Here is a 20,185-nt window from a genome sequence, read left to right as displayed (position 1 = left end):
GGGGCCGGGGTGGCCGGGTGCTGGGGGCCCAAGGGCGAAGGGGGCCGTGCCCGTGTCCCGGATTTCGCTCGGGCAGGCCGTGTCGGGCCCGGTGATTCCCCGGGCGGCCGGGGCGGCACCGGGACCGGTCAGGCGCGGAGGCCGGCCCGGCTCAGGACGGCGGCCATGTCGTCCACGGGGAGCGCGGGGTTGGCGCCCGCGGCGGAGGCCAGTTCGTGGACGTGGAGGACCTCGCGGAGCCGGTGCAGCGGCAGCCGCGGGTCACCGGCCGCCGCCTGGCGCGTCCGGAGCACCGGGTCGTGACTGAGCCGTTCGACCAGCGCGGGCGTGGCGGCGGGGTCCCGGAGCGCAAGCCTGCGGTGGTCCCCGTCCGGATGGTCCGCGTAGCGGGCGGCGAGACCCTCGCGGGGGAAACGGGGATGTGTCTCCGCCATCCACGCTGAGAACGTCCCGCCGAGCCGTCCGTACACCCGCATCATGACGTCCTGCGGGGTGTCGGGGTGGTGGACGCACAGGTTGGTCTCCACCACGGGGTCCTCGGCGCGCACGAGGAGGCGCAGCAGGTCGGGCGGCAGGTGCGGGCTCCGGGCGGCGGCGCGCTGGAGCATCAGGTGGCCGGAGGTCGCGGCCCGGCGCAGCACGTCGGGGTCGGCGAGCCCGTCCTGCACCCATTGCACGCCCCGGCGGTCCAGGGCGCCGACCGTGAAGTCGATCGCCCTGCGCCGCTCCTCGGACAGTTCGGGTCTGATGGACACCGCGAGCCGGACGTCCTCGTCGGGGTCGACGGCGAGCCGGTCCACGAGGTCACGGGGCAGCGACGGGTTCTCGGCGAGGGCGACGAGGTGCGTCCGCCCGGCGACGTACCGTTCGGCGTCGGCGCGGGTGAGGAGCCCGTGGCGCAGCGCCTCGGCGGCGGACCGCGGGTCCCGGAGCAGTTCGGTGGTGAGGCGGGCGTCCCGCGGGCACTCCCGCAGCGCGGCGGCCCGGCGCACCCCCGGGTCGGGGTCGGCCGACAGCGCCGCCCGCTCGCCCGGCGCCAGGCGCTCCCACCCGCGCAGCACCGCCGACAGGCGCGCCGCCGGGTCGTGGTGGGTGGCCAGTGAGGCCCTGAACGGGACCGTCAGGTGGGGGGAATCCAGCAGGGCCTCACGTACGGAGGGCTCGGGGTCGTCGAGCAGCCTGGCGCACACGGCGTCCGGGAGCGCCGGGACGCTCGTACGCGGGGCGTGCCATTCGGGTCCGTACGCGAGGGCGGCCCGCACCTTGGGAACCGGATCGTCCGCGAGCCGGGCCCGCCGCGCGGGTTCGACGTCGGCGCTGAGCGCGAAGTCCATCCGGACCCGCGGGTCGGGGTGGGCCAGGATCAGCGCGACGGCGGCCTCGGGAAGCCCGGCGCGCTGGACGGCTCGGCGGGGCGGGCGGTCGACGGGGGCGGGGCTCTCGGCTCCGCGGGCGCCGACGCCGTCGCGGACACCGGCCCCGCCCCCGCCCTCACCGGCGTCGCCCGCACCCGCGCGGAGCAGGCTGAGCAGCAGCGGTGTGGGCAGCGTCGGGTTGCCCGCGACTCCGTCCAACGCGGATGAGTGAAACGCGACCATGCTCCCCTACCCCCGTGGTGCCGTATCGGTCCGCGCACATCATCCCGGGTGGGTGGGCAGGGGGGCGGGGGCGGTTGCGCCCGGGGTCAGGCCTGGCCGGTCTCGAAGCGGCTGACGCGGCCGTCGGCGGTGACGTCGAAGCGCCAGGCGGTGCGCATCTCGCCCCAGGTGTCGTTGCGGTAGTCGACGACGAGGGAACGGCCGGCGTCGGACTCGGACGCCACCGCCATGCGGCCGCCGGAGGAGAAGATCTCCCGGTCGGTCCACTGGGTGAGGTCGCGGTCCGAGCCGTCGTCGGACATGGTCGCGTCGGGGGTGAGGACGGCCTGGAAGGCGTCCCTGTCACCGGCGTTGACGGCGGTGACGAAGGCGCGGACGGTGGGGTCGGTGAGCTGGTCCGGGTCGATCACGGGAGCCTCCTGGTCGTGCGTGCGGGACCTCGTACGGGCCCGCTGTGCGCGACCAGGGAACACCGGGGGCGGCGCCGGGCCACCGATCCTCACCCGTTCGCCGCCGGACGGCGTGTCAGGGGGCGGTGCGGACCGGGAAGCCGGTGGGGCGGCCCTGTTCCTTCAGCCAGGTCAGCACCTGGTCGAGGGCGTCGACGGTCTGCCGGCGGTCGCCGCCCCCGTCGTGGAACAGCACCGTCGGACCGTTGCCGATCTCGCGCTGCACGGCGGCGACGATGGCGTCCGCGCCGGGCTTGCCGAAGTCCTTGGTGTCGACGTTCCAGCCGAGCGGACGCATCCCGTCGGCCGCGGCGATGCGACGGCTGTCGGGGGTGAAGGCCCCGCCCGGGGCCCGGTAGTACTCGACCTTCGCGCCCGCTCCGGCCGCTTCCTCGATCAGCCTCTTGGCGTCGAGGATCTGCGCCTCCTGGTAGGCGACGGGCTTCTTGTCCATCTTCGTGTCGTGGTCCATGGAGTGGTCGCAGAGCCGGTGGCCGCCCGCGACGATCTTCTTGACGATGTCCGGGTGGGCCTTGGCCCGGGGGCCGACCATGCAGAAGGTCGCCCGTACGCCGTGCGCGGCGAGGACGTCGAGGACCTGGGGGGTCCAGCGGGGGTCGGGGCCGTCGTCGATGGTGATGTTGACGGCGTTGCCGCCGCTCTCCGAGGCGTGCGCGATGCTCTCGGGGACGGTGCCTGCGGACCCGGGGGCCGCGGGCGCGCCGGGGGCGGCCGGGGTCGCGACGGGGTCGGTGCGGTGGCCGTCCGTTCCGACGAGTGCGGTGACTCCCCACACGGTCGCCCCGACGGCTGCGGCCGAGGCCGCGACGGCTATCCGGCCCCGGAGACCGAGCTTCTGCGTATGCGTCATGTGTCCACTCCCCGTCCGCCCTTGAAAGGGTTATGTGGGTCATGACGCCTTCGGACTTGATTGGGTTCCACCCAATTGCCCTATAAATTGCAGGTAATAAGGACTTTGGTCCTTCATAGTCACAGATGGCGCGACAGGCCCGGCGGGCACGACGGCCACTGCGGGCCCGCCGGGCACCGCAGCACCGACGGCCCCTTCGGCGCCGCACACACACGAACGGCGGGTCCGGCGCGGGGGTTCGTCCCCGCGCCGGACCCGCCGTACCGGTGTCCGTCGTGTGTGGTGCGTGGTGCGTGGTGCGTGCTGCGTGCTGCGTGCTGCGTGGTGCGTGGGCGGTGCGTCCCGGGTGGGTCGGCGCGTCAGTGCGCCGGGGAGTCCTGGGGGGTCGGGCCCGCGCCCCGCAGCGGGACCTCCTTGACGAACCAGGCCGCCACGAAGCCCAGTACGGCGACGCCCGCACCGAGCAGGAAGGCCGAGTGCGTACCGGCGGCCACCGCGTGCTGATAGGCGTCGCGCACGGCCTCCGGGAGCTTGGCGAGGCTCGCCGCGTCCAACTGCGCCGAGCCCGCCGCGGCGGCGGCCTGCGCACCCTGGCGCTCGACCATGGTGTCGGTGACCTGGGTGGTGAACAGGGAGCCCATGAGGGCGACGCCGAAGGAACCGCCGAGCGTACGGAAGAGGGTGGCCGAGGACGAGGCCACGCCCATGTCCTTCATCTCGACGCTGTTCTGCGCGACCAGCATCGTGATCTGCATCAGGAAGCCGAGGCCCGCGCCCAGGACGGCCATGTAGACGCCGGAGACCAGGCGCGAGGTGTCGGTGTCCATCGTCGCGAGGAGGAACAGGCCGACGACCATGAAGGCGCCGCCGACGATCGGGAAGATCTTGTACTTGCCGCTGCTGGTGGTGACCCGGCCCGCGATGAGCGAGACGAGCATCATCGAGAGCAGCATGGGCAGGAGCAGCAGGCCCGAGTTGGTGGCGGAGGCGCCCTGGACCGCCTGCTGGAACAGCGGGAGGTAGAGCACGCCGCCGAACATCGCGAAGCCGACGAGGAAGCCGATCACGGACATGAGGGCGAAGTTGCGGCTGCGGAAGATGTGCAGCGGCATGATCGGCTCGGCGGCCTTCGTCTCGACGAAGAGGAAGGCCGCGGTCGACGCGATGCCGACGGCGATCAGGCCGAGGACCTCGACGGAGCCCCAGGCGTACTCGGTACCGCCCCAGGTGGTGACGAGGACGGTCGAGGTGATGGCGATGGTCAGCAGCGCCGCACCCAGGTAGTCGATCTTGCTCTTGGACCGCTTCTTGGGCAGGTGCAGCACGGCGGAGACCATCGCGAGGGCCACGGCGCCGAGCGGCAGGTTGATGTAGAAGGACCAGCGCCAGCCCATGTGGTCGGTGATGGTGCCGCCGACCAGCGGACCGCCGATCATGGCGAGGGCCATCACGCCGGCCATCATGCCCTGGTACTTGCCGCGCTCACGGGGCGGTATCAGGTCACCGATGATCGCCATGACGCCCACCATCAGACCACCGGCACCCAGACCCTGGATGGCGCGGAAACCGATGAGCTGACCCATGTCCTGGGCCATGCCGCTGAGCACGGAGCCGATCAGGAAGATGACGATCGAGGCGAGGAAGGAACCCTTCCGCCCGTACATGTCGCCGATCTTGCCCCAGATGGGGGTGGAGGCGGCGGTGGCGAGGGTGTAGGCGGTGACCACCCAGGACAGGTGCTCCAGGCCGCCGAGTTCGCCGACGATGGTCGGCATCGCGGTACCGATGATCATGTTGTCGAGCATCGCGAGCAGCATCGCGATCATGAGGGCCATGAGGACGACGCGCACGCTGCGCGGCTTCGGTCCCGTTTGCACCTCCTCCACGGGTACGGCCGTCTTGACTGTCTCGCTCATGTCCACTCCCCTGGCACCGACACTTCGACTCACACCCGCCGGGAACTTACTTGCCGCCCGGCTAGTTCACTACACTGTGGACGGTAGACGTGTCACTAGCCGGTCGTCAAGTAAGTACATGTGTCGTACGTAAGTGTGGGGAGAGCCATGTCCAACAGCTCCAGCGGCGGTCCGCAGCAGCGGCGCGGCAACACGCGCCAGCGCATCCAGGACGTCGCGCTGGAGCTGTTCGCCGAGCAGGGGTACGAGAAGACGTCGCTGCGCGAGATCGCGGAGCGGCTGGAGGTCACGAAGGCGGCGCTGTACTACCACTTCAAGACCAAGGAAGACATCATCATCAGCGTCTTCGACGACGTGACGCGGCCGATCGACGAGCTGATCGAGTGGGCGCAGGAGCAGCCGCCGACGCTGGAGACGAAGCGCGAGGTGCTGCGCCGCTACAGCGAGGCGATGGCGGCGGGCGCGCAGCTGTACCGCTTCATGCAGGAGAACCAGGCGACGATGCGGGAGCTGAGCATCGGCGAGACCGTGAAGCGGCGCCTGTTCACCCTGGTGGAACTGCTCCGCACGGAAGAGGGACCGCTGACGGACCAGGTCCGCTGCGTGAGCGCCCTGTTCACGCTGCACGCGGGAATGATGTTCCTCCAGCACGTGGAGGGCGACCCGGAGGAGACCCGGCAGGCGGCGCTCCAGGTCGCGACGGACCTGATCACGCAGGCGCACCACGAGGGCGAGTAGCGCCCACCGCGCGTCCCGCCCCCGCCCTCCGCCCGCCCCCGCCCTCCGCCCGCTCCGTGCGTTCGCCGGTGACCGTTGGCACGATCGCGTCACGGGCGGACGCGTGGAACCGGTGGATACGAGAGGGCGGCGAGGGCGCACGAGGCGGCACGGCGCGCACGACGGCAGCAACAAGCCGGGCGCGCGTGTCCGATGCGCGCAGGGGACGGTGCCGAAGCTCCGAATGTCACGGTTCGGCTACTGCCGCACCTTGCGCCCCGCCCACCCCTAGGGTGACCGAATTCACACCACCTCTGTGGGGGTCTTCATGTCACAACAGTTCCCACCGCCCGGCCAGCAGCCACCGCCCGGCTACGGCTACCCGCCGCAGGCCCCGAAAAAATCGTCCGCCGGGAAGATCGTCGGGTTCGGCTGTCTGGGGATCGTCGGATTGGTCGTGGTCATCGGCATCGCGGGCGCGGCCCTGAGCGGCGGGGAGGACGACGGTAAGACGGCGACGCCGCCGGCTGCCTCGTCGGCTGCTTCGGGGCAGCCGGAGGCCCCGGCCTCCGCAGCGCCGGAGAAGAAGGCTGCGGTGGAAGTGACCGCGAAGAAAACGCCGTTCAAGGCGTCGGTCCTGGCGCAGGGCGACGACTACACGAGCGTCTCGGTCACCGTCACGAACAACTCGTCGAAGTCGATCGACGTCAATCCGCTGTACTTCACGATCACCGACACCGGTGGCGGCAAGCACACGTCGGAGCTCGGTGTCGATGAGGGGCAGATCGGCACGGTCGAGCTGGCACCGGGCGAGAACGTGACCGGCACCGTCACCTCGAAGGGGAAGTTCACCCCGAAGTCCGTGGCTTACACGGATGGGCTGATCGGCAAGGCAATCCGCGCGGACGTGTCCTGACCTGACTACTGCCCCCGCCCCCGGTCCGGCCGGAGGCGGGGGCAGCTCCGTTCAGGCTGCGATCACGCCGTCCGAGGTCCGCAACACCCCACACGGGGCCACCCGGCCGCATACGCTCGCCCGCAACTGCGCAGTGCCCGATGAACGGCAGATCGCAGGGCCGGCCGCCCTTGCGGCTCCCCGTCGCGGCCGGTGGGATCGCCATCGAGGCCAACTCCCGCAAGGTTTGCTGGACATCGCGGGGATGGAAGCTCACAGCAGTCGCATGCGCGGCGCGTTTTCCGTGCACATGCCGGGCCTGCTCCAGACCTCTGACCACGCACTCGCCGTGTTCCGAATGGTGATCCCCCGCGCCGGCCCTCCCCTTCGACGCCGGCGGGTTCCCCGGCGCGGGACGGACGGCGCTCTACGCCGAGGGGCCGACCACACCACTCGATACCGTGCAGGTCGACAACTCCCACGGTCCCGACTTCCTCCATGCGGAAACCCAACTCTTCGCGTACCGGGCGCACTTCGACCTGCTGCAACAACTGGCGTTCTCCCCCAGGGACTTCCGGGGGTTCACCCATGCCATCGCGGAGCCACCTCACCGACTGACGTCCGCGCCGGGGTGTGCGGCGCCGCACAGGGCGGTCCGGCGGTCAGGCCGGCCGGTCGAGACGACGTTCCGAGGCGGCGATCGGAACGTCGTTGATACTGGCCTCCCTACGGCGCATCAGGCCGGCCTCGTCGAACTCCCACTGCTCGTTGCCGTGGCTGCGCCACCACTGGCCGGAGGCGTCGTGCCACTCGTACTCGAAGCGCACGGAGATGCGGTTGCCGGTGTACGACCAGAGCTCCTTGCGGAGCCGGTAGTCCAGTTCCCGCTGCCACTTGTCGGCGAGGAAGGCCCGGATCTCGTCCCGGCCGGTGAGGAAGCGGTCGCGGTTCCGCCAGACCGAGTCCTCGGTGTAGGCAAGCGCGACCCGTTCCGGATCGCGACTGTTCCAGGCGTCCTCCGCCGCCTGGACCTTCGCCGTCGCGGACTCCTCGGTGAACGGCGGCAGGGGTGGACGTACGACGGAAGTGCCCATGGCAAAGCCTCTCGAAGGCGAAACCCGATCAAGGAGAACGTTCGTTCTCACCGTAGAGAACGAACGTTTTCCCCGCAAGCGGATCTGCACTACGCTGCCCGCATGGACTCCCCCGTGAACGACGACGAGGCACGCGACCGGCTGCTGGACGCCGCGGAGGCCCTCTTCTACGCGGAGGGCGTCCAAGCCGTCGGAATGGACCGCATCCGCGCCGAATCCGGCGTCGCGCTCAAGCGGCTGTACCGGATCTTCCCCGCGAAGGAAGCCCTGGTCACGGCCTACCTGGAACGGCGCGACCAGCGCTGGATCACCGGCCTGCGCGCGGCGGTCGACGGGGCGCCCGACCCGGTGGCGGCGGTCTTCGACCGGCTCGCGGCCTGGTTCTCGGAGCCGGACTTCCGCGGCTGCGCGTTCCTCAACACCTACGGGGAACTGGGCGCGGGCCCCGCCGGGGTACTGGACGTCGTCCACCGCCACAAGGCGGAGCTACGGAACGTCCTGGCCGGCCTCACCGGCCCGAACGACCCGCCCGGCCTCGCGGATCAGCTGCTGATCCTGGTCGAGGGCGCGACGGTGGTGGCGGCCCTCGACCCCGGCCCGGAACCGGCCCACCACGCCGCGGCGGCGGCCCGCACCCTCCTGGGCCGGACCGCCGCCGCGCCTGCCTGACCCGCGCTAGCTCGCGCCGCGCGGGAAGGTGATCTCGACGCGGCGGTTCTTCTTCCGGCCTTCCTCGGTGCTGTTGTCCGCGATGGGGTAGTCCTCGCTGTAACCCCGCACGTCGAAGGTGACCGAGGGGTTCGTGACGGTCTTGACGAGCTCCGTCTGCACCGCGTCGGCCCGCTGCTTGGACAGCTCCTTGCCGTGCTCGTAGCTGCCCTGGTCGTCGGTGAAGCCGAAGACGCGGACGCGGGTGGCCTTCTGTTGGTTGATCTCGTTGGCGATGGCCTGTATCCGGGCCGCAGCCTGCGCGTTGAAGACCGCACTGTTCTCGGGGAACAGCACCTCGGACTGCAACGCCATCATGACGGTCTGGTTCGTCTCCTGCCGCCGCTGCTCCCCACCGAGGTCCTCGACGACCTCGGCGATGTCGAGCACCTTGATGGGCGCGAGCGTCCCACCTTGCGGGATCTTGAGCCCGGGAGCGCTGGAGTCGATGGCAACCGGCGCGGCGGCCGACGGCTCGGTACCGGGCGGCACGGAGGGCTTCACGTCGTCGGCGTGCGCGCCGGAGGCGCCGATGAAGTGCGCTCCGGAGATCACGAGCGCAACGACGGCTGCCGAAGCGGCGGTGCGGTGGCGTTTTGTCATGGCGTCACCCAGAGATCTTGACTGTGGCCGTGGCGAACGTGGGCATGCTGAACTCAAGTTCGGTGGTCGCGGGTGGCGGCGCCGGGAACTGGGCGAAGAAGGCCACGACTTGACCCGGATCAACACTGGAGACCCCGGTTGTGCACAGGCAGCGCGATTCGGTGTCCCTCAGAACGTAGTAACGCTTCTTTCCGGCCTTGTCTACAAGGGTCGCCCCAGCAACCGACTCCCCGGTGCCCTGAAGCTCGACGCCCCGCCACGCAACCGTGTCATTGAAAGCACGGGAACCCGTGTTCTTGAGCTGGCCGGTGACGGTGACGAATCCGCCTGCATCACGCTGGACCGAGTTGACCTCCAGGGTCATGCCCTCTTGGCCCTTCAACTGGGCGATGACCGTCGCGGGCGCTTCGCTCTGCCCCTTGGATGGGGCGGCGGAACCTCCGGGCGTTCCCTGCGTCTGGGATTGTGAGGCCGCCGAAGGCGCTTTCGGGTCGTCCCCGCTCCCGCACCCGGCAACAGTGAGAGCCAGGCCCGCTACAACCGCAACGGCCGCTCCCCTGCGGACCTTCGCCGTATGCCGAATGCTCATGTGTAACTGCTTCCTTGTCTCACGGATCAGTGTCAGTCGGTCAGTCTCACGTCGAAAAGGGACCTCGCCAAGATGCGCCAAGGATCCGGTTTCGAAGGGTTGAACGTGACCGTGCTGCCCTTGCATGCAAAGACGACCGAGCCGGGTTTGGGCGGGGGGCTCGCATCAGGAGTGGGGCTCGGAGAAGGCGAGGTGGTCGGCGCCGGCGGCGGGGCCGAGAGCAGGGTGCAGCGTGATCGGATCACCGCTGTCGCACGCGCCGTCCCTCGCATCCCATCAGTTCCGGGAACAACGGACTTGCCCACGGTGCCGTTCGTCGTGACGTCGACCCGGAACGTAAGCCCTGATCGTTGGCAGGTCGCCTGAGCATCGTTCCTACCGGCGAAATCGGCTGCTGGCGCGCATCCGCCTTGCGGGGCGAACAGCTCACCATCGAGCACGCTCTCCCATTGCTCCGCGTTGAGTGTCAGCAGGTCCAGCCCGGGGGCGAGGTGATCCCTCGCATCACGGGCTGCAGCCAACGCAGCGGCGTCCGCCGCCCCCTGGGCGTCGCTTCGGGTGACGGAAGCCTGCCCCACGACGAAGAACGCGAGCGCGGCAAAGAGCACCCCGGCCACCAGGACGATGTACACGGGGAATGCCTGCCCTTTGTCCACAGCCCGCGGGGAAGTCCGCACTAACCCGCTTTGATGCTTGTCACGGCGTCCTTGATCCGCTTGGTGATCTCCGAACCGATGCCCGAGCCGACGATCGCGCCGATGATCACTACGACCACCAGGATGATGCCCAGGTATTCGAATGCCGTTTGGCCCCGGTCCTGGTTCGCGTAGCGCTTGCGGAGGCGGGTGATCGCCGTGTCCGTCCAGACGTTCAGCCGGATCGTGGCCTTCAGCAGCGAGTTGTGTGACATGGGGGTCCCCTCCCGGGCCGGTGCCACTGTTGATGGGCGGACGGTACGGGGAGTTACGGGTGATAACCAAGGGTCCCGGGGCCCAAATGCGGACCCACTGCGTCCTGCGGTCAGCCATGGCCGGTCACTCCCGGACGGGCGGTTCCCAGCCAGCGGGCTATGGCTTCGCTGCGGGTGGTGGTCCTGAGCTTCGCGAAGATGCGGTTGATGTGGTTCTTGACCGTCTTCTCGCTGATGAAGCACGCGCCGGCGATCTGCTGATTGTTCATTCCGGACGCGATCAAGTCCATGATCTCAGTCTCCCGCGAACTCAGCCCATATGGAACGGAGTTGTGCATGCGCTCCGTAGAGGATGCCATATTTCGTTGCGGTTGCGAAGAGCTTCGGAGGTCTTCCAGCAAGGTCGTCGCCGCCGACGTCGAGAAGTGGGCGCGGCCCGCCCGGACGTCGCGGACCGCGCGGATCAGGTCGTCCGCCGTGAACTCGCCGTGGACGAGGTAGCCGCCCGCGCCCAGGAGCAGGGTCTCGCGGATCGTGTCGGCTTCGCGGCTGTGCGTCAGCATCAGGACGGGGGCCAGCGGTACCAGGTGCGGGAGGGCGGAGATGCCGTCGACGCCCGGCATGCGGACGTCCAGCAGGATCACGTCCGGGTTGTGCCGGCGGGTCAGGCTCAGGGCCTCCCGGCCGTCACGGGCCTCGGCCACCACGCGGAGGTCGTCGGTGGCGGCCAGCAGGGCGGCGAGGCCGGCCCGGACGACCGGGTTGTCGTCGGCGATGAGGACGCGGATCGGCATCATGGCTCAGCCGCCTCCCAGGAGGGCACCGAAGTCCACGTCCGCGCCGTAGACGAAGCCGCAGACGAGCAGGATCAGTGTGCCCGGCAGCATGAACATGGTGACCGCGAAGGTCGCCTTGGGGACGGCGCGGGCGGCGCGCCGGCGGGCGTTCTGGGCGTCGGTGCGGCGCATGTCCTCGGCGATGGCGATGAGGGTCTCGACGATCGGGGAGCCGAGTTCCTCGCCCTGTTGGAGGGCGGTGACGAACTGGGCGACCTGCTCGGAGTCGTTGCGTCGGCGCAGTTCGTCGAAGGCCTGGCGGCGGCTGACGCCCATGTCCATCTGCTGGAGGGTGATGCGCACCTCGTCGGCCCAGGGGCCCTCGTACTTGTGCGACACGCGCTCCAGCGCCTGTCGGAAGCCGAGGCCGGCGCTGACGACGACGGCCAGGACGTCGAGGAAGTCGGGCAGGGTCCGTTCGATGTTGTCGCGGCGGACGCGGATCGCGGACCACAGGCCCGCCTCGATCCAGAACAGGCCGAAGGCGACCATGAGGAGGGCCGGCACCAGCCGGCCGTTCATCAGCATGGCCAGGGCGCCGAGGCCGCCGAGGAATCCGTACACGGCGCGGCGGGCGGCGTAGCGGTCGATGGTCAGGCCGGACGGGTTGCCGGCCATGTCGATCTGGCGGCGTTTGCGGGCGACCTGCTTGGGGCCCATGAGGCGCAGGACCAGCGGGGCCCAGCGGATGCCGAGGCGGTCGACGAGGGAGCCGACGGCGGTCGTGCGGGTGGCGCCGACCTCCAGGGCGAGGGCGAGGTCGGTGGGGAGTTTGACGTCGGCACGGTAGAGGCGGATGCCGTGGAGGATGCCGAAGACGGCGAGGCCGAGGGCCAGGGCGAGGGCGAGGGGCAGCAGCGCGGTCATGTGGTCGTCCGCCTCACACGTCGATCTTCGAGAGGCGGCGGATCAGGAAGAACCCGAGGGCGAAGAGGCCGAGGGAGACCAAGACCGCCACCTGCCCGAGGAAGGCGCCCGTCATCCGGTCGAGGGCGCCGGGCATCATCGCGTTCACCAGGAGCAGCGAGCCCAGGCCGATCGCGGGGACGAGGTACGCGGTGACGGTGACCTGCGAGAGCTGCGTACGGATCTCCCGGCGGGTCTCCTTGCGCTGTTCCAGGGTGACTGTGAGGTTCCGCAGGCTTCCCACGATGGCGCCGCCCGCCCGCGCCGACAGGACGAGGGTGGAGACGAGGACGACGAGTTCGCGCGACGGCAGCCGGTCGACGATCTCGCCGAGGGCCTCCTCGATGGAGTGGCCGACGGCGAGGCGGTCCGCGACGCGGGAGAGTTCCTCGCCCGCCGGGGCCTCCAACTCCTCGGCCGCCATGCCGATGGCGGTGCGCAGGGCCAGGCCGGCCTGGGTGGCGTTGGCGAGGATGCGGGCGAGTTCGGGGAGTTGGTTGATGAAGCGTTCGGTGCGTCGGGCGCGCTGCCAGTTGAGGAAGGCGTTGGCCGCCCAGATGCCGATCAGGCCGGCGAGGGGGCCGAAGAAGGGTGCCAGGAGGGACGCGGAGACCAGCCAGACGCCCACGATGGCCATCAGCATGTAGACGAAGAACTCGCCGGGGGTGAGGTCCATGCCGGTGGTGGCCAGCTTCAGTTCGAGGCGGCGTCCGAACCGGGTCGCGCGCAGTCGGCGGTCCACGGCGGGGAAGCGGCGCCGACGGCCCGTCGGTTCGGGTGCGCCGCTCGCCGAGAGCCGTTCGATGAGGGCGGCGCGCTGGGCGTGTCCGGCGGCGTAGGCGTGCACGCCGAGGGACACGAAGAGGCCGGCCAGCAGGGTGGCGCCGAGGGTGAGGAGGACGAGGTTGTTCACAGGACGGTCCGAGAGGTGAGCGGGTCGAACGGTTCGTACCGCTCGTCCGACAGGGCGACCCCGAAGGCCTGGGGAATCGGTTGGCTGTTCATGTAGAGGCGTTCCGCGATCCGGCGGGGCAGCGGGTGGTACGTGAAGTGGCCGTGGACGCGCCCGTCGGCGCCCATCGGCTGGGCGACGTATCGGCAGACGGTGGTGATGCGGAAGGGTTCGCGGCCGTGGGAGTCGAGGACGGAGATCTCCGTGATGCGGCGCGAGCCGTCGCCGAAGCGGGTCAGCTGGACGATGACGTTGACCGCGCTGTTGATCTGGTCCTGGAGGGCCTCGAAGGGGATCTCCACCTCCGACATGGAGGCGAGGGTCTGCAGGCGCATCAACGCGTCCTGGGAGCTGTTGGCGTGGACGGTGGCGAGGGAGCCGTCGTGGCCCGTGGACATGGCCTGGAGCATGTCGAGGGTCTCGCCGCCGCGGACCTCGCCGACGATGATGCGGTCGGGGCGCATGCGCAGGGAGTTGCGTACGAGGTCGCGGATGGTGATCTGGCCCTTGCCCTCCACGTTCGGGGGCCGGGATTCGAGGCGGATGACGTGCGCCTGCTGGAGCTGGAGCTCGGCGGAGTCCTCGATGGTGATGACGCGCTCGCCCTCCGGGATGAGTCCGGAGAGGGCGTTGAGGAGGGTGGTCTTGCCGGTGCCGGTGGCGCCGGAGACGATCACGTTCATCTTCGCCTGGACCAGCCCGGACAGCAGGAGGAGCATCTGCTCGTCGAGGGAGCCGAGGCCGATCATCTCGTGCAGGGTGAAGGCGCGCGGGAAGCGGCGGATGGTGAGGGTGGCGCCGGTCAGCGAGAGCGGCGGGATGATGACGTTGACCCGCTCGCCGCTCGGGAGGCGGGCGTCGACCATCGGGTTGGCCTCGTCGACGCGGCGGTTGACGGTGGAGACGATGCGCTCGATGGTCTGCATGAGCTGCTCGTGCGAGGCGAAGCGGATGGGGAGCTGCTCGACGCGGCCGGCGCGCTCGACGAAGATCTGGTCCGGCCCGTTGACCATGATCTCGGAAATCGAGGCGTCTTCGAGGAGCGGTTCGAGCACGCCGAGGCCGAGGGCCTCGTCGACGACGCGGCGCACGAGTTGGGCCCGCTCGGCGGTGGACAGGACCGGGCCCTCGCGGCTGATGATGTGCCCGAGCACGCGCTCCAGGCGCGCGCGGCGCTCGGCGGGCGCGAGCGCGGACATCTCGGCGAGGTCGATCTCCTCTAGCAGCTTGGCGCGGTACGAGGAGACCAGCCGGCCGTCCTCGCGGGGGCTGTGGCGGTCGTCGGGGGTGTTGACCCGGGAGCGCAGGCTCATGGGCGGGCTCCGATCGGGTTCGGATCGTCGTTGGGCATGACGGCGGTACTCCGTGCCTGGTGGGGCCCGAGTCCGGGGATGATCGAGTTGGCGGTGAGGGTGACGGTCACGCTGACCGCGTCCGCCGACGTGCTCCAGGCGAACGTGGCGCCGGAGGCCAGGCCGCCGCTGATCGCGGCCCTTCCGGCCGCCTCCCCGCGGTCCGGGTTGCGGGCCTCGACACGGGCCGCGGTGCGAGCGGCGGTGCCCGCCTGTTCCTCCGCGTACGCGATCCAGCCGAGTTGGATCGCGCAGAGCGCGACGAACAGCAGGATCGGTACGAAGCCGATGTACTCCAGGGCCACTTGGCCCCGGTCGGAGCGGATGCGCCGCCGGCTCACGTCAGTTCGCCTCCTTCTCCGTAGCCGCGCCGCCCGTGCCGGTGATGGTGCCGAAGTTCAGGGCGGGGTGGAACACGGGGATCTTGAGCTTCACCGTCGCCTTGTAGACGTCCCCGGCCGGTACGCATTGCACTTCCATGGACCAGGCGGAGCCGATGTGCTCGCCCGCCGCCGACCGGCAGGCCCCGTCCCCCTTGACCGCCCCCGCCCGTGCCGCCTCGTCGGCCGCGTTGCCGACCAGGGAGAAGGCGTAGCCGATCAGTACGCATTCCCACACCGCCGCCACGAGCAGCAGGATCAGCGGGACCATGCCGACGAACTCGACGGCGACCTGCCCGCGGTCGGAGCCGGTGCGCGCGGACCGTCGGGCGGCCATCGGGTCAGCCCTCCCGGCCGCGGCGCAGCCGGGCCACGGGCCCCGACGGGCGGACGGCGAGGGCGTGGCCGGGGCCGGTCCTGCCGTCGGCGGTGGCGGGGACGGCGAGCAGGCCCAGTTCGCCGGCCAGGGTCCACAGGGCTTGTTTGACGGTGGAGCGGTTGTCGAGGTCCTGGACGCGGCCCGCGTCGACGACGCCCTGGAGTTCCTTGAAGGCGGCCGGGACGGGGGTGCGGGCGACCCGGGTCTTGGTGATCTTCTCTATGAGGGCGGGCTGGATCTCGGTGTGCTTGCTCCAGCGGTTGACGACCACGGTGGTGTCCTCGGCCTTGCGCACCTGGAGCCGTTCCCACATGCGGACCATGCGCTTGGCGGCCCGTACGGAGACCACGTCCGGGGTGGCGACCAGTACCGCCACGTCGGCCATTTCCACGGCGGTGGCGTTGGCGCCGGTCACCTGGGTGCCGCAGTCGACGACGACGAGTTCGTAGCGGGCCCGCAGGGCGGCGATGACGTGGCGGGCGGCGCGGTCGTCGACCTCCTCGCCGCGTTCGCCCTCGCCGGGGGCCAGCAGCAGGGCCAGGCCGGTGCGGTCCTCGTAGACGGCGTCCTGGAGGACGCGCGGGGAGATGTCCTGGATGCCGGCGAGGTCGGCGACGGAGCGCCGGAACTGGACGTCGAGGTACGAGCCGACGTCCCCGGCCTGGAGGTCGAGGTCCACGAGGGCGGTGCGGCGTCCGGAGGCGGCCGCGGCGAGGGCGAACTGGACGGCGGTGAAGGTGGTGCCGACGCCGCCCTTGGCGCCGGTGACGGTGACGAGCCGGCCGCCGGGGCCGGTGGGGGCGTCGGCGCCCCGGCCCAGGTGGCGGCGTACGCCGGCGGACCACTGGGCGGCGGCCTGGACGCGGGTGGCGAGTTCCTCGTAGCCCAGCGGCAGCCCGACGAGGCCCCGCGCGCCGGAGTCCATCGCGGCGGAGAACACGCCGGGGCCGGCGTCGGAGGAGAGCAGGACCACGCCGACCGCCGGGAAGCGCAGGGCGACCTCGCGGATGAGTTCCAGGGCGGGGACGGGGCCGATCCGTTCGTGGACGAGGACGACCTCGGGGAGTTCGTCGACGGATTCGGCGGCCATCCGGCCGAGGGTGTCGAGGAGGGTCGTGGAATCGGGTACGGGAGCGGCCGGCTCGGCGTCCGGGAGTTGGCTGAGCAGGGCCACGATGGCGCGGGCGGCGTCCGCGTCACCGGCGGCGGGCAGGATCCGAGTGGTCATCCGCGCCTCACTTGTCCCCTTCGAGGGTGTACGTGCGGTCGCTCGGGCCGGGTGCCGAGTCGGTGCCGGGGGCCACCAGGGCCAGGCGGACGTGCTCCGCGAAGGATTCGGCGTACGCGACGCGCTGGGTGTCCTTGGTGGTCAGGGCGAAGGTGATCGGCACGGCCTCGGCCGGGCCGGTGCGGTCGCTGTTCTTCTCCAGGGCGGTGAGCTTGCCGACGCCCAGGACGCGGGCGTTGGCGACGATGATGACCGACCGGGACGGGTCGGTGTCCTTGGCGCCCTTGAAGGTGGCGAGGATGTTGACCTTCGCACCCGACGTGATCTTGCCGGCCACGCCCGTCGCCGCGTCGATCATGATCGCGATCTCCTGCTCGCCGGCCTGGAGCTGCGGTTTGTCGACGAACATGTCCGTCTGGAGCAGCGATCCCTTCTTCAGGGTGGTGAGCGCGATCTTGTCCTTGAGGGCTCCGAGGTCGGTGACGGCCGTGTCGGACAGCCAGCGTTTGGGGACCGTGACCTCTTCGAACTGGCCGGCGCCGAGGGCGCTGTAGGGGGCGATGTCGCCCTTGACCCGGTAGGCGACCACCTCGGACCCGACCTTCGAATTGACGTCGCCGATGACCACGAGGACCCCGCCGAACGCCGCGAGGGCGCACAGGACCGACAGCAGGAGCAGGATGACGCCGCGGCGCTGGCGTGAGTTCATGAGCCGTACTACCTCGCCGTTCTTCGTTCGTTCGGGCCGGTCAGGATCTGGATCTGGAGCGGGCGGCCGCTTCGGGCGGCGGCGCCGCGAGCGGGGCGGAGCAGAATCCGCAGCGGTCGCCGATGAGCTCGAAGCCGCACCACCGGCATTCCTCGCGGCGTACGGAGGAGACCAGTTGGTAGAGCACGGAGGGGTCGGGGATGGCCGCGGCGAACTCGACGAGCTTGGGGGTGGCCCACCAGCCGGGCGAGTCGGCCGGCAGCGGGTTCTCCATGACGCCCTGCACCTGCCAGGCGGGGGCCAGTTCGGCGGCGACCCAGTCGGAGGACAACTGTCCGCGGGCGAAGGTGAGGTGGGTGGCGAAGCCGGGTCCGGGCGGCAGCACGCCCTCGCGCGCGGCTGCCGTCCCCTGCGGGCCGAGCTTCGCGAGGTGCGGCGTCGGGTGGGCCAGTACGGCGAAGCGGGCGCTCGGTGACCAGGACCTGGCGTGCGCCTTGAGGCCGACGGGGACCCGGTCGAGCTTGGCGACCGTGCCGAGCAGGGCGCCCGCGTGGATGTAGTGGGACAGGAGTCGGGCGGCCGAGGCGAGGACGCCGGGACTGAAGTCGCAGACGCTGAGCTGGCGCAGCTGACGGACCAGCACGGCCGTCGCCAGCGGCGGGAGGTCGATGTCGAGGAGCGCGATCCGGTCGGTCTCCAGGATGGCCCGGACCGTGTGGAGGCGGCGTGCGGTGGCGGGCGGCAGCCAGGACGGCACGACGACCACGAGGTGCCCGTGCCGGTCCAACAGGGCGGTGGTCTCGGCGAGCGCGCCCTCCAGGTCCGCCTCGCCGGGCGGGCGCAGGACGGCGGCGCCCGGGGTGTGCCGGTCAGGGGCCGGCAGTACCAGGTCGGCGCTGGTGACAGCGATGGCGGTCGGCACCCGAATCCCCCCGTTCACCCGGTACACCACGCACGTTCCCGCGGCCGTCACGTACGCGCACGTACTGCGCGACCGCAAACTCCCGACGTGCTTCCCCCTTGCCCCAGCACCATATCCGCGACGTCCCTGGTGGGGCAGGGGCTTGCGGATTCCCGTGACCTGAGCGGGTGTCACAGGTGGCGGGAAACCCGGACAACCGGGATTCGGAACCCGTCCATTTCAAGCCACTTCGCAAAGACCCTTGACACGGGGATTGGTCTGGACCAACTTTGCTGCGCCGGCACTTGGTTACGGGGACCCCCCACTCCCCCTCATTCCGCTTGTCCCTTCCTCCCCCCACGGAGCCCACGTGAACCGCATACGCTCCCTCGCCCTGTTGGGCGCGGCCACCCTCGCCGCGGGCGGCCTCACGGCCCTCGCCCCCGGCGTCGCCCAGGCGGCCGACGTCAACGTCGTGCGCAACGGCGGCTTCGAATCCGGCCTGGCCAACTGCTCCTGTTCCGGTGGCAGCGGCGCCTCCGTCTCCTCCCCGGTCTTCGCCGGGGCGGGCGCGCTGCGGGCCGCCCCGGCGGGCCAGGACAACGCCCGCTGCAGCCAGACCGTCACGGTCAAGCCGAATTCGACGTACACCCTGAGCACCCAGGTCCAGGGCAGTTACGTGTACCTCGGCGCGACCGGCACCGGCACGCAGGACGTCTCCACCTGGACGCCGGGTTCCGGCGCCGGCTGGCAGAAGCTCTCCACTACCTTCTCCACCGGCCCGAACACCACCCAGGTCAGCGTCTGGACCCACGGCTGGTACGGCCAGACCCCGTACGTCATCGACGAGTTCAGCGTCGTCGGCCCCGACGGGGGCGGCGGCACCGATCCCGGCCCGAGCATCCCGGGTGCCCCCGCCGGCACCGCCGTTTCCGGCCAGAGCGCGAGCGCGCTCACCCTTTCGTGGAACGCGGTCGCCGGCGCGGCCGGCTACCACGTCCACCAGGACGGGGTCCGGGTGAAGTCCGTGACGGACGCCTCCGCCCAGATCACCGGGCTCGCCCCGACGACCTCGTACTCCTTCCAGGTCAGTGCGTACAACGCGGCCGGCGAGGGCGCCAAGTCGGCACCGGTGACCGGTACGACGACGGGCGGCGGCCCCGGCCCCGGCCCGAACCCCTCGGTCCCCAAGCACGCGCTGACCGGCTACTGGCAGAACTTCAACAACGGCGCGACCGTCCAGAAGCTCTCCGACGTCTCGAACGAGTACGACATCATCGCCGTCTCCTTCGCCGACGCCACGACCACGCCCGGCGCCATCACCTTCAACCTCGACTCGGCGGGCCTGAACGGCTACACCGTGCCCCAGTTCAAGGCGGACGTCGCCGCGAAGAAGGCGGCCGGCAAGTCGGTCATCCTCTCCATCGGCGGCGAGAAGGGCACGATCTCGGTCAACGACTCCGCCTCGGCGAACAACCTGGCGAACTCGGCCTGGACGCTGATGCAGGAGTACGGCTTCAACGGCATCGACATCGACCTGGAGAACGGCCTCAACCCGACCTACATGACGCAGGCGCTGCGCGCCCTGTCGGCCAAGGCGGGCCCGTCCATGGTGCTGACCATGGCGCCGCAGACGATCGACATGCAGTCCACGCAGGGCGGCTACTTCAGGACGGCCCTCAACGTGAAGGACATCCTGACCGTCGTCAACATGCAGTACTACAACAGCGGCGCGATGAACGGCTGCGACGGCAAGGTCTACTCGCAGGGCTCGGTGGACTTCCTGACCGCCCTGGCCTGCATCCAGTTGGAGGGCGGCCTCGACCCGTCCCAGGTCGGCATCGGCGTCCCGGCCTCGCCCAGCGGCGCCGGCAGCGGCTACGTGTCGCCGACCATCGTCAACAACGCCCTGGACTGCCTGGCCCGCGGCACGAACTGCGGATCCTTCAAGCCCTCGAAGACCTACCCGGGTCTGCGCGGGGCGATGACCTGGTCGACCAACTGGGACGCCAAGGCGGGTAACGCCTGGTCCAACGCGGTGGGTCCCAAGGTCCACGCGCTCCCGTAGGCGGTACGAGTGGGGGTGGCCGATTCAGGTCGGCGCACCCGGCAGGTTCTTGACCCGGACATGCCATGAGAGCACGCTGTGCGCGTCCGCACGGCTACCCCCACACTCCCGACCCAGGAGAACG

At 70.7% G+C, this 20,185-nt stretch carries 22 protein-coding genes; 4 read left to right on the top strand and 18 right to left on the bottom strand.

The features are described 5' to 3' along the window. Positions 1-128: 128 nt before the first annotated feature. From ACFVS6_RS33820 to ACFVS6_RS33805, 4 genes are all read right to left on the bottom strand, one after another. The gene (locus tag ACFVS6_RS33820; protein WP_389710022.1) at positions 129-1,574 is read right to left on the bottom strand and encodes a Mucin-2; all 1,446 of its coding nucleotides are present in this window, start codon (positions 1,572-1,574) and stop codon (positions 129-131) included. 110 nt (positions 1,575-1,684) lie between these two features. Then, on the bottom strand, positions 1,685-2,008 hold the full coding sequence (locus tag ACFVS6_RS33815) for a nuclear transport factor 2 family protein (protein ID WP_389710020.1): 324 nt from the start codon (positions 2,006-2,008) through the stop codon (positions 1,685-1,687). 115 nt (positions 2,009-2,123) lie between these two features. Continuing rightward, positions 2,124-2,918, bottom strand: a complete 795-nt coding sequence (locus ACFVS6_RS33810; RefSeq protein ID WP_389710018.1) for a polysaccharide deacetylase family protein — start codon at positions 2,916-2,918, stop codon at positions 2,124-2,126. Between the two features lie 359 nt (positions 2,919-3,277). Further along, positions 3,278-4,834: an MDR family MFS transporter gene (locus tag ACFVS6_RS33805; RefSeq protein ID WP_389710016.1), complete on the bottom strand. Its 1,557-nt coding sequence runs from the start codon at positions 4,832-4,834 to the stop codon at positions 3,278-3,280. A 147-nt stretch (positions 4,835-4,981) separates the two neighbouring features. Between ACFVS6_RS33805 and ACFVS6_RS33800 the strand changes: the two genes are divergently transcribed. Together ACFVS6_RS33800 and ACFVS6_RS33795 are read left to right on the top strand one after the other, a co-directional pair. After that, entirely contained in the window at positions 4,982-5,572 is a 591-nt protein-coding gene (locus ACFVS6_RS33800; RefSeq protein WP_389710015.1) for a TetR/AcrR family transcriptional regulator, read from the top strand. A 295-nt stretch (positions 5,573-5,867) separates the two neighbouring features. Continuing rightward, entirely contained in the window at positions 5,868-6,467 is a 600-nt protein-coding gene (locus tag ACFVS6_RS33795; protein ID WP_389710013.1) for a DUF4352 domain-containing protein, read from the top strand. 641 nt (positions 6,468-7,108) lie between these two features. On the opposite strand, the gene ACFVS6_RS33790 is transcribed toward ACFVS6_RS33795, so the two are convergent. Further along, positions 7,109-7,540, bottom strand: a complete 432-nt coding sequence (locus ACFVS6_RS33790; protein ID WP_389710011.1) for a nuclear transport factor 2 family protein — start codon at positions 7,538-7,540, stop codon at positions 7,109-7,111. Between the two features lie 102 nt (positions 7,541-7,642). On the opposite strand from ACFVS6_RS33790, the gene ACFVS6_RS33785 reads away from it, so the two are divergent. Next, positions 7,643-8,209, top strand: a complete 567-nt coding sequence (locus ACFVS6_RS33785; protein ID WP_389710009.1) for a TetR/AcrR family transcriptional regulator — start codon at positions 7,643-7,645, stop codon at positions 8,207-8,209. 6 nt (positions 8,210-8,215) lie between these two features. Here ACFVS6_RS33785 and ACFVS6_RS33780 read toward each other — a convergent pair whose 3' ends face one another. The 13 genes from ACFVS6_RS33780 to ACFVS6_RS33720 form a co-directional block, all read right to left on the bottom strand. Continuing rightward, positions 8,216-8,851 (bottom strand): OmpA family protein, encoded by a 636-nt coding sequence (locus tag ACFVS6_RS33780; protein WP_389710007.1) that lies wholly within the window; start codon positions 8,849-8,851, stop codon positions 8,216-8,218. A 4-nt stretch (positions 8,852-8,855) separates the two neighbouring features. Next, positions 8,856-9,215 (bottom strand): hypothetical protein, encoded by a 360-nt coding sequence (locus ACFVS6_RS33775; RefSeq protein WP_389710006.1) that lies wholly within the window; start codon positions 9,213-9,215, stop codon positions 8,856-8,858. A gap of 257 nt (positions 9,216-9,472) precedes the next feature. Beyond that, complete coding sequence (locus tag ACFVS6_RS33770; protein WP_389710004.1) at positions 9,473-10,096, bottom strand: pilus assembly protein TadG-related protein; 624 nt, start codon at positions 10,094-10,096, stop codon at positions 9,473-9,475. Positions 10,097-10,116: 20 nt separating this feature from the next. Beyond that, complete coding sequence (locus ACFVS6_RS33765; RefSeq protein WP_385575654.1) at positions 10,117-10,350, bottom strand: hypothetical protein; 234 nt, start codon at positions 10,348-10,350, stop codon at positions 10,117-10,119. Positions 10,351-10,460: 110 nt separating this feature from the next. Continuing rightward, the gene (locus ACFVS6_RS33760; protein WP_389710002.1) at positions 10,461-11,147 is read right to left on the bottom strand and encodes a response regulator; all 687 of its coding nucleotides are present in this window, start codon (positions 11,145-11,147) and stop codon (positions 10,461-10,463) included. A gap of 3 nt (positions 11,148-11,150) precedes the next feature. Continuing rightward, positions 11,151-12,041 carry a DUF5936 domain-containing protein gene (locus ACFVS6_RS33755; protein WP_362881427.1) on the bottom strand — a complete coding sequence of 297 codons (891 nt, stop codon included), beginning with the start codon at positions 12,039-12,041 and terminating at the stop codon, positions 11,151-11,153. Positions 12,042-12,066: 25 nt separating this feature from the next. Beyond that, positions 12,067-13,005 carry a type II secretion system F family protein gene (locus tag ACFVS6_RS33750; RefSeq protein ID WP_389710000.1) on the bottom strand — a complete coding sequence of 313 codons (939 nt, stop codon included), beginning with the start codon at positions 13,003-13,005 and terminating at the stop codon, positions 12,067-12,069. Next, the gene (locus ACFVS6_RS33745; protein ID WP_389709998.1) at positions 13,002-14,357 is read right to left on the bottom strand and encodes a CpaF family protein; all 1,356 of its coding nucleotides are present in this window, start codon (positions 14,355-14,357) and stop codon (positions 13,002-13,004) included. The genes ACFVS6_RS33750 and ACFVS6_RS33745 overlap by 4 nt, the downstream gene beginning before the upstream one ends. Beyond that, the gene (locus ACFVS6_RS33740) at positions 14,354-14,737 is read right to left on the bottom strand and encodes a TadE/TadG family type IV pilus assembly protein (RefSeq protein ID WP_389709996.1); all 384 of its coding nucleotides are present in this window, start codon (positions 14,735-14,737) and stop codon (positions 14,354-14,356) included. Before ACFVS6_RS33740 ends, ACFVS6_RS33745 begins: the two co-directional genes overlap by 4 nt. Before the next feature lies 1 nt (position 14,738). Beyond that, entirely contained in the window at positions 14,739-15,113 is a 375-nt protein-coding gene (locus tag ACFVS6_RS33735; RefSeq protein WP_389709994.1) for a TadE/TadG family type IV pilus assembly protein, read from the bottom strand. A 4-nt stretch (positions 15,114-15,117) separates the two neighbouring features. Then, positions 15,118-16,383, bottom strand: a complete 1,266-nt coding sequence (locus tag ACFVS6_RS33730; RefSeq protein WP_389709992.1) for a CpaE family protein — start codon at positions 16,381-16,383, stop codon at positions 15,118-15,120. 7 nt (positions 16,384-16,390) lie between these two features. Then, on the bottom strand, positions 16,391-17,092 hold the full coding sequence (gene cpaB, locus ACFVS6_RS33725) for a Flp pilus assembly protein CpaB (protein WP_389709990.1): 702 nt from the start codon (positions 17,090-17,092) through the stop codon (positions 16,391-16,393). A 40-nt stretch (positions 17,093-17,132) separates the two neighbouring features. Next, positions 17,133-18,032: a hypothetical protein gene (locus ACFVS6_RS33720; protein WP_389709988.1), complete on the bottom strand. Its 900-nt coding sequence runs from the start codon at positions 18,030-18,032 to the stop codon at positions 17,133-17,135. Between the two features lie 331 nt (positions 18,033-18,363). On the opposite strand from ACFVS6_RS33720, the gene ACFVS6_RS33715 reads away from it, so the two are divergent. Next, positions 18,364-20,061 (top strand): chitinase, encoded by a 1,698-nt coding sequence (locus tag ACFVS6_RS33715; RefSeq protein WP_389709987.1) that lies wholly within the window; start codon positions 18,364-18,366, stop codon positions 20,059-20,061. The last annotated feature ends 124 nt before the right edge of the window (positions 20,062-20,185 follow it).

This window comes from Streptomyces sp. NPDC057939 (assembly GCF_042887545.1).
Classification (GTDB): domain Bacteria; phylum Actinomycetota; class Actinomycetes; order Streptomycetales; family Streptomycetaceae; genus Streptomyces.
The sequence above is the reverse complement of the archived record's forward strand: the minus strand, read 5'-3'. Positions and strand labels throughout refer to the sequence as shown.

Bases quoted from the DNA above. Each gene is read 5' to 3' on its own strand.
- ACFVS6_RS33775 (WP_389710006.1), bottom strand. From the start codon at position 9,215: ATGACCCTGGAGGTCAACTCGGTCCAGCGTGATGCAGGCGGATTCGTC.
- ACFVS6_RS33785 (WP_389710009.1), top strand. From the start codon at position 7,643: ATGGACTCCCCCGTGAACGACGACGAGGCACGCGACCGGCTGCTGGAC.
- ACFVS6_RS33800 (WP_389710015.1), top strand. From the start codon at position 4,982: ATGTCCAACAGCTCCAGCGGCGGTCCGCAGCAGCGGCGCGGCAACACG.
- ACFVS6_RS33805 (WP_389710016.1), bottom strand. From the start codon at position 4,834: ATGAGCGAGACAGTCAAGACGGCCGTACCCGTGGAGGAGGTGCAAACG.
- ACFVS6_RS33735 (WP_389709994.1), bottom strand. From the start codon at position 15,113: ATGGCCGCCCGACGGTCCGCGCGCACCGGCTCCGACCGCGGGCAGGTC.
- ACFVS6_RS33790 (WP_389710011.1), bottom strand. From the start codon at position 7,540: ATGGGCACTTCCGTCGTACGTCCACCCCTGCCGCCGTTCACCGAGGAG.
- ACFVS6_RS33765 (WP_385575654.1), bottom strand. From the start codon at position 10,350: ATGTCACACAACTCGCTGCTGAAGGCCACGATCCGGCTGAACGTCTGG.
- ACFVS6_RS33810 (WP_389710018.1), bottom strand. From the start codon at position 2,918: ATGACGCATACGCAGAAGCTCGGTCTCCGGGGCCGGATAGCCGTCGCG.
- ACFVS6_RS33730 (WP_389709992.1), bottom strand. From the start codon at position 16,383: ATGACCACTCGGATCCTGCCCGCCGCCGGTGACGCGGACGCCGCCCGC.
- ACFVS6_RS33760 (WP_389710002.1), bottom strand. From the start codon at position 11,147: ATGATGCCGATCCGCGTCCTCATCGCCGACGACAACCCGGTCGTCCGG.
- ACFVS6_RS33780 (WP_389710007.1), bottom strand. From the start codon at position 8,851: ATGACAAAACGCCACCGCACCGCCGCTTCGGCAGCCGTCGTTGCGCTC.
- ACFVS6_RS33745 (WP_389709998.1), bottom strand. From the start codon at position 14,357: ATGAGCCTGCGCTCCCGGGTCAACACCCCCGACGACCGCCACAGCCCC.
- cpaB (WP_389709990.1), bottom strand. From the start codon at position 17,092: ATGAACTCACGCCAGCGCCGCGGCGTCATCCTGCTCCTGCTGTCGGTC.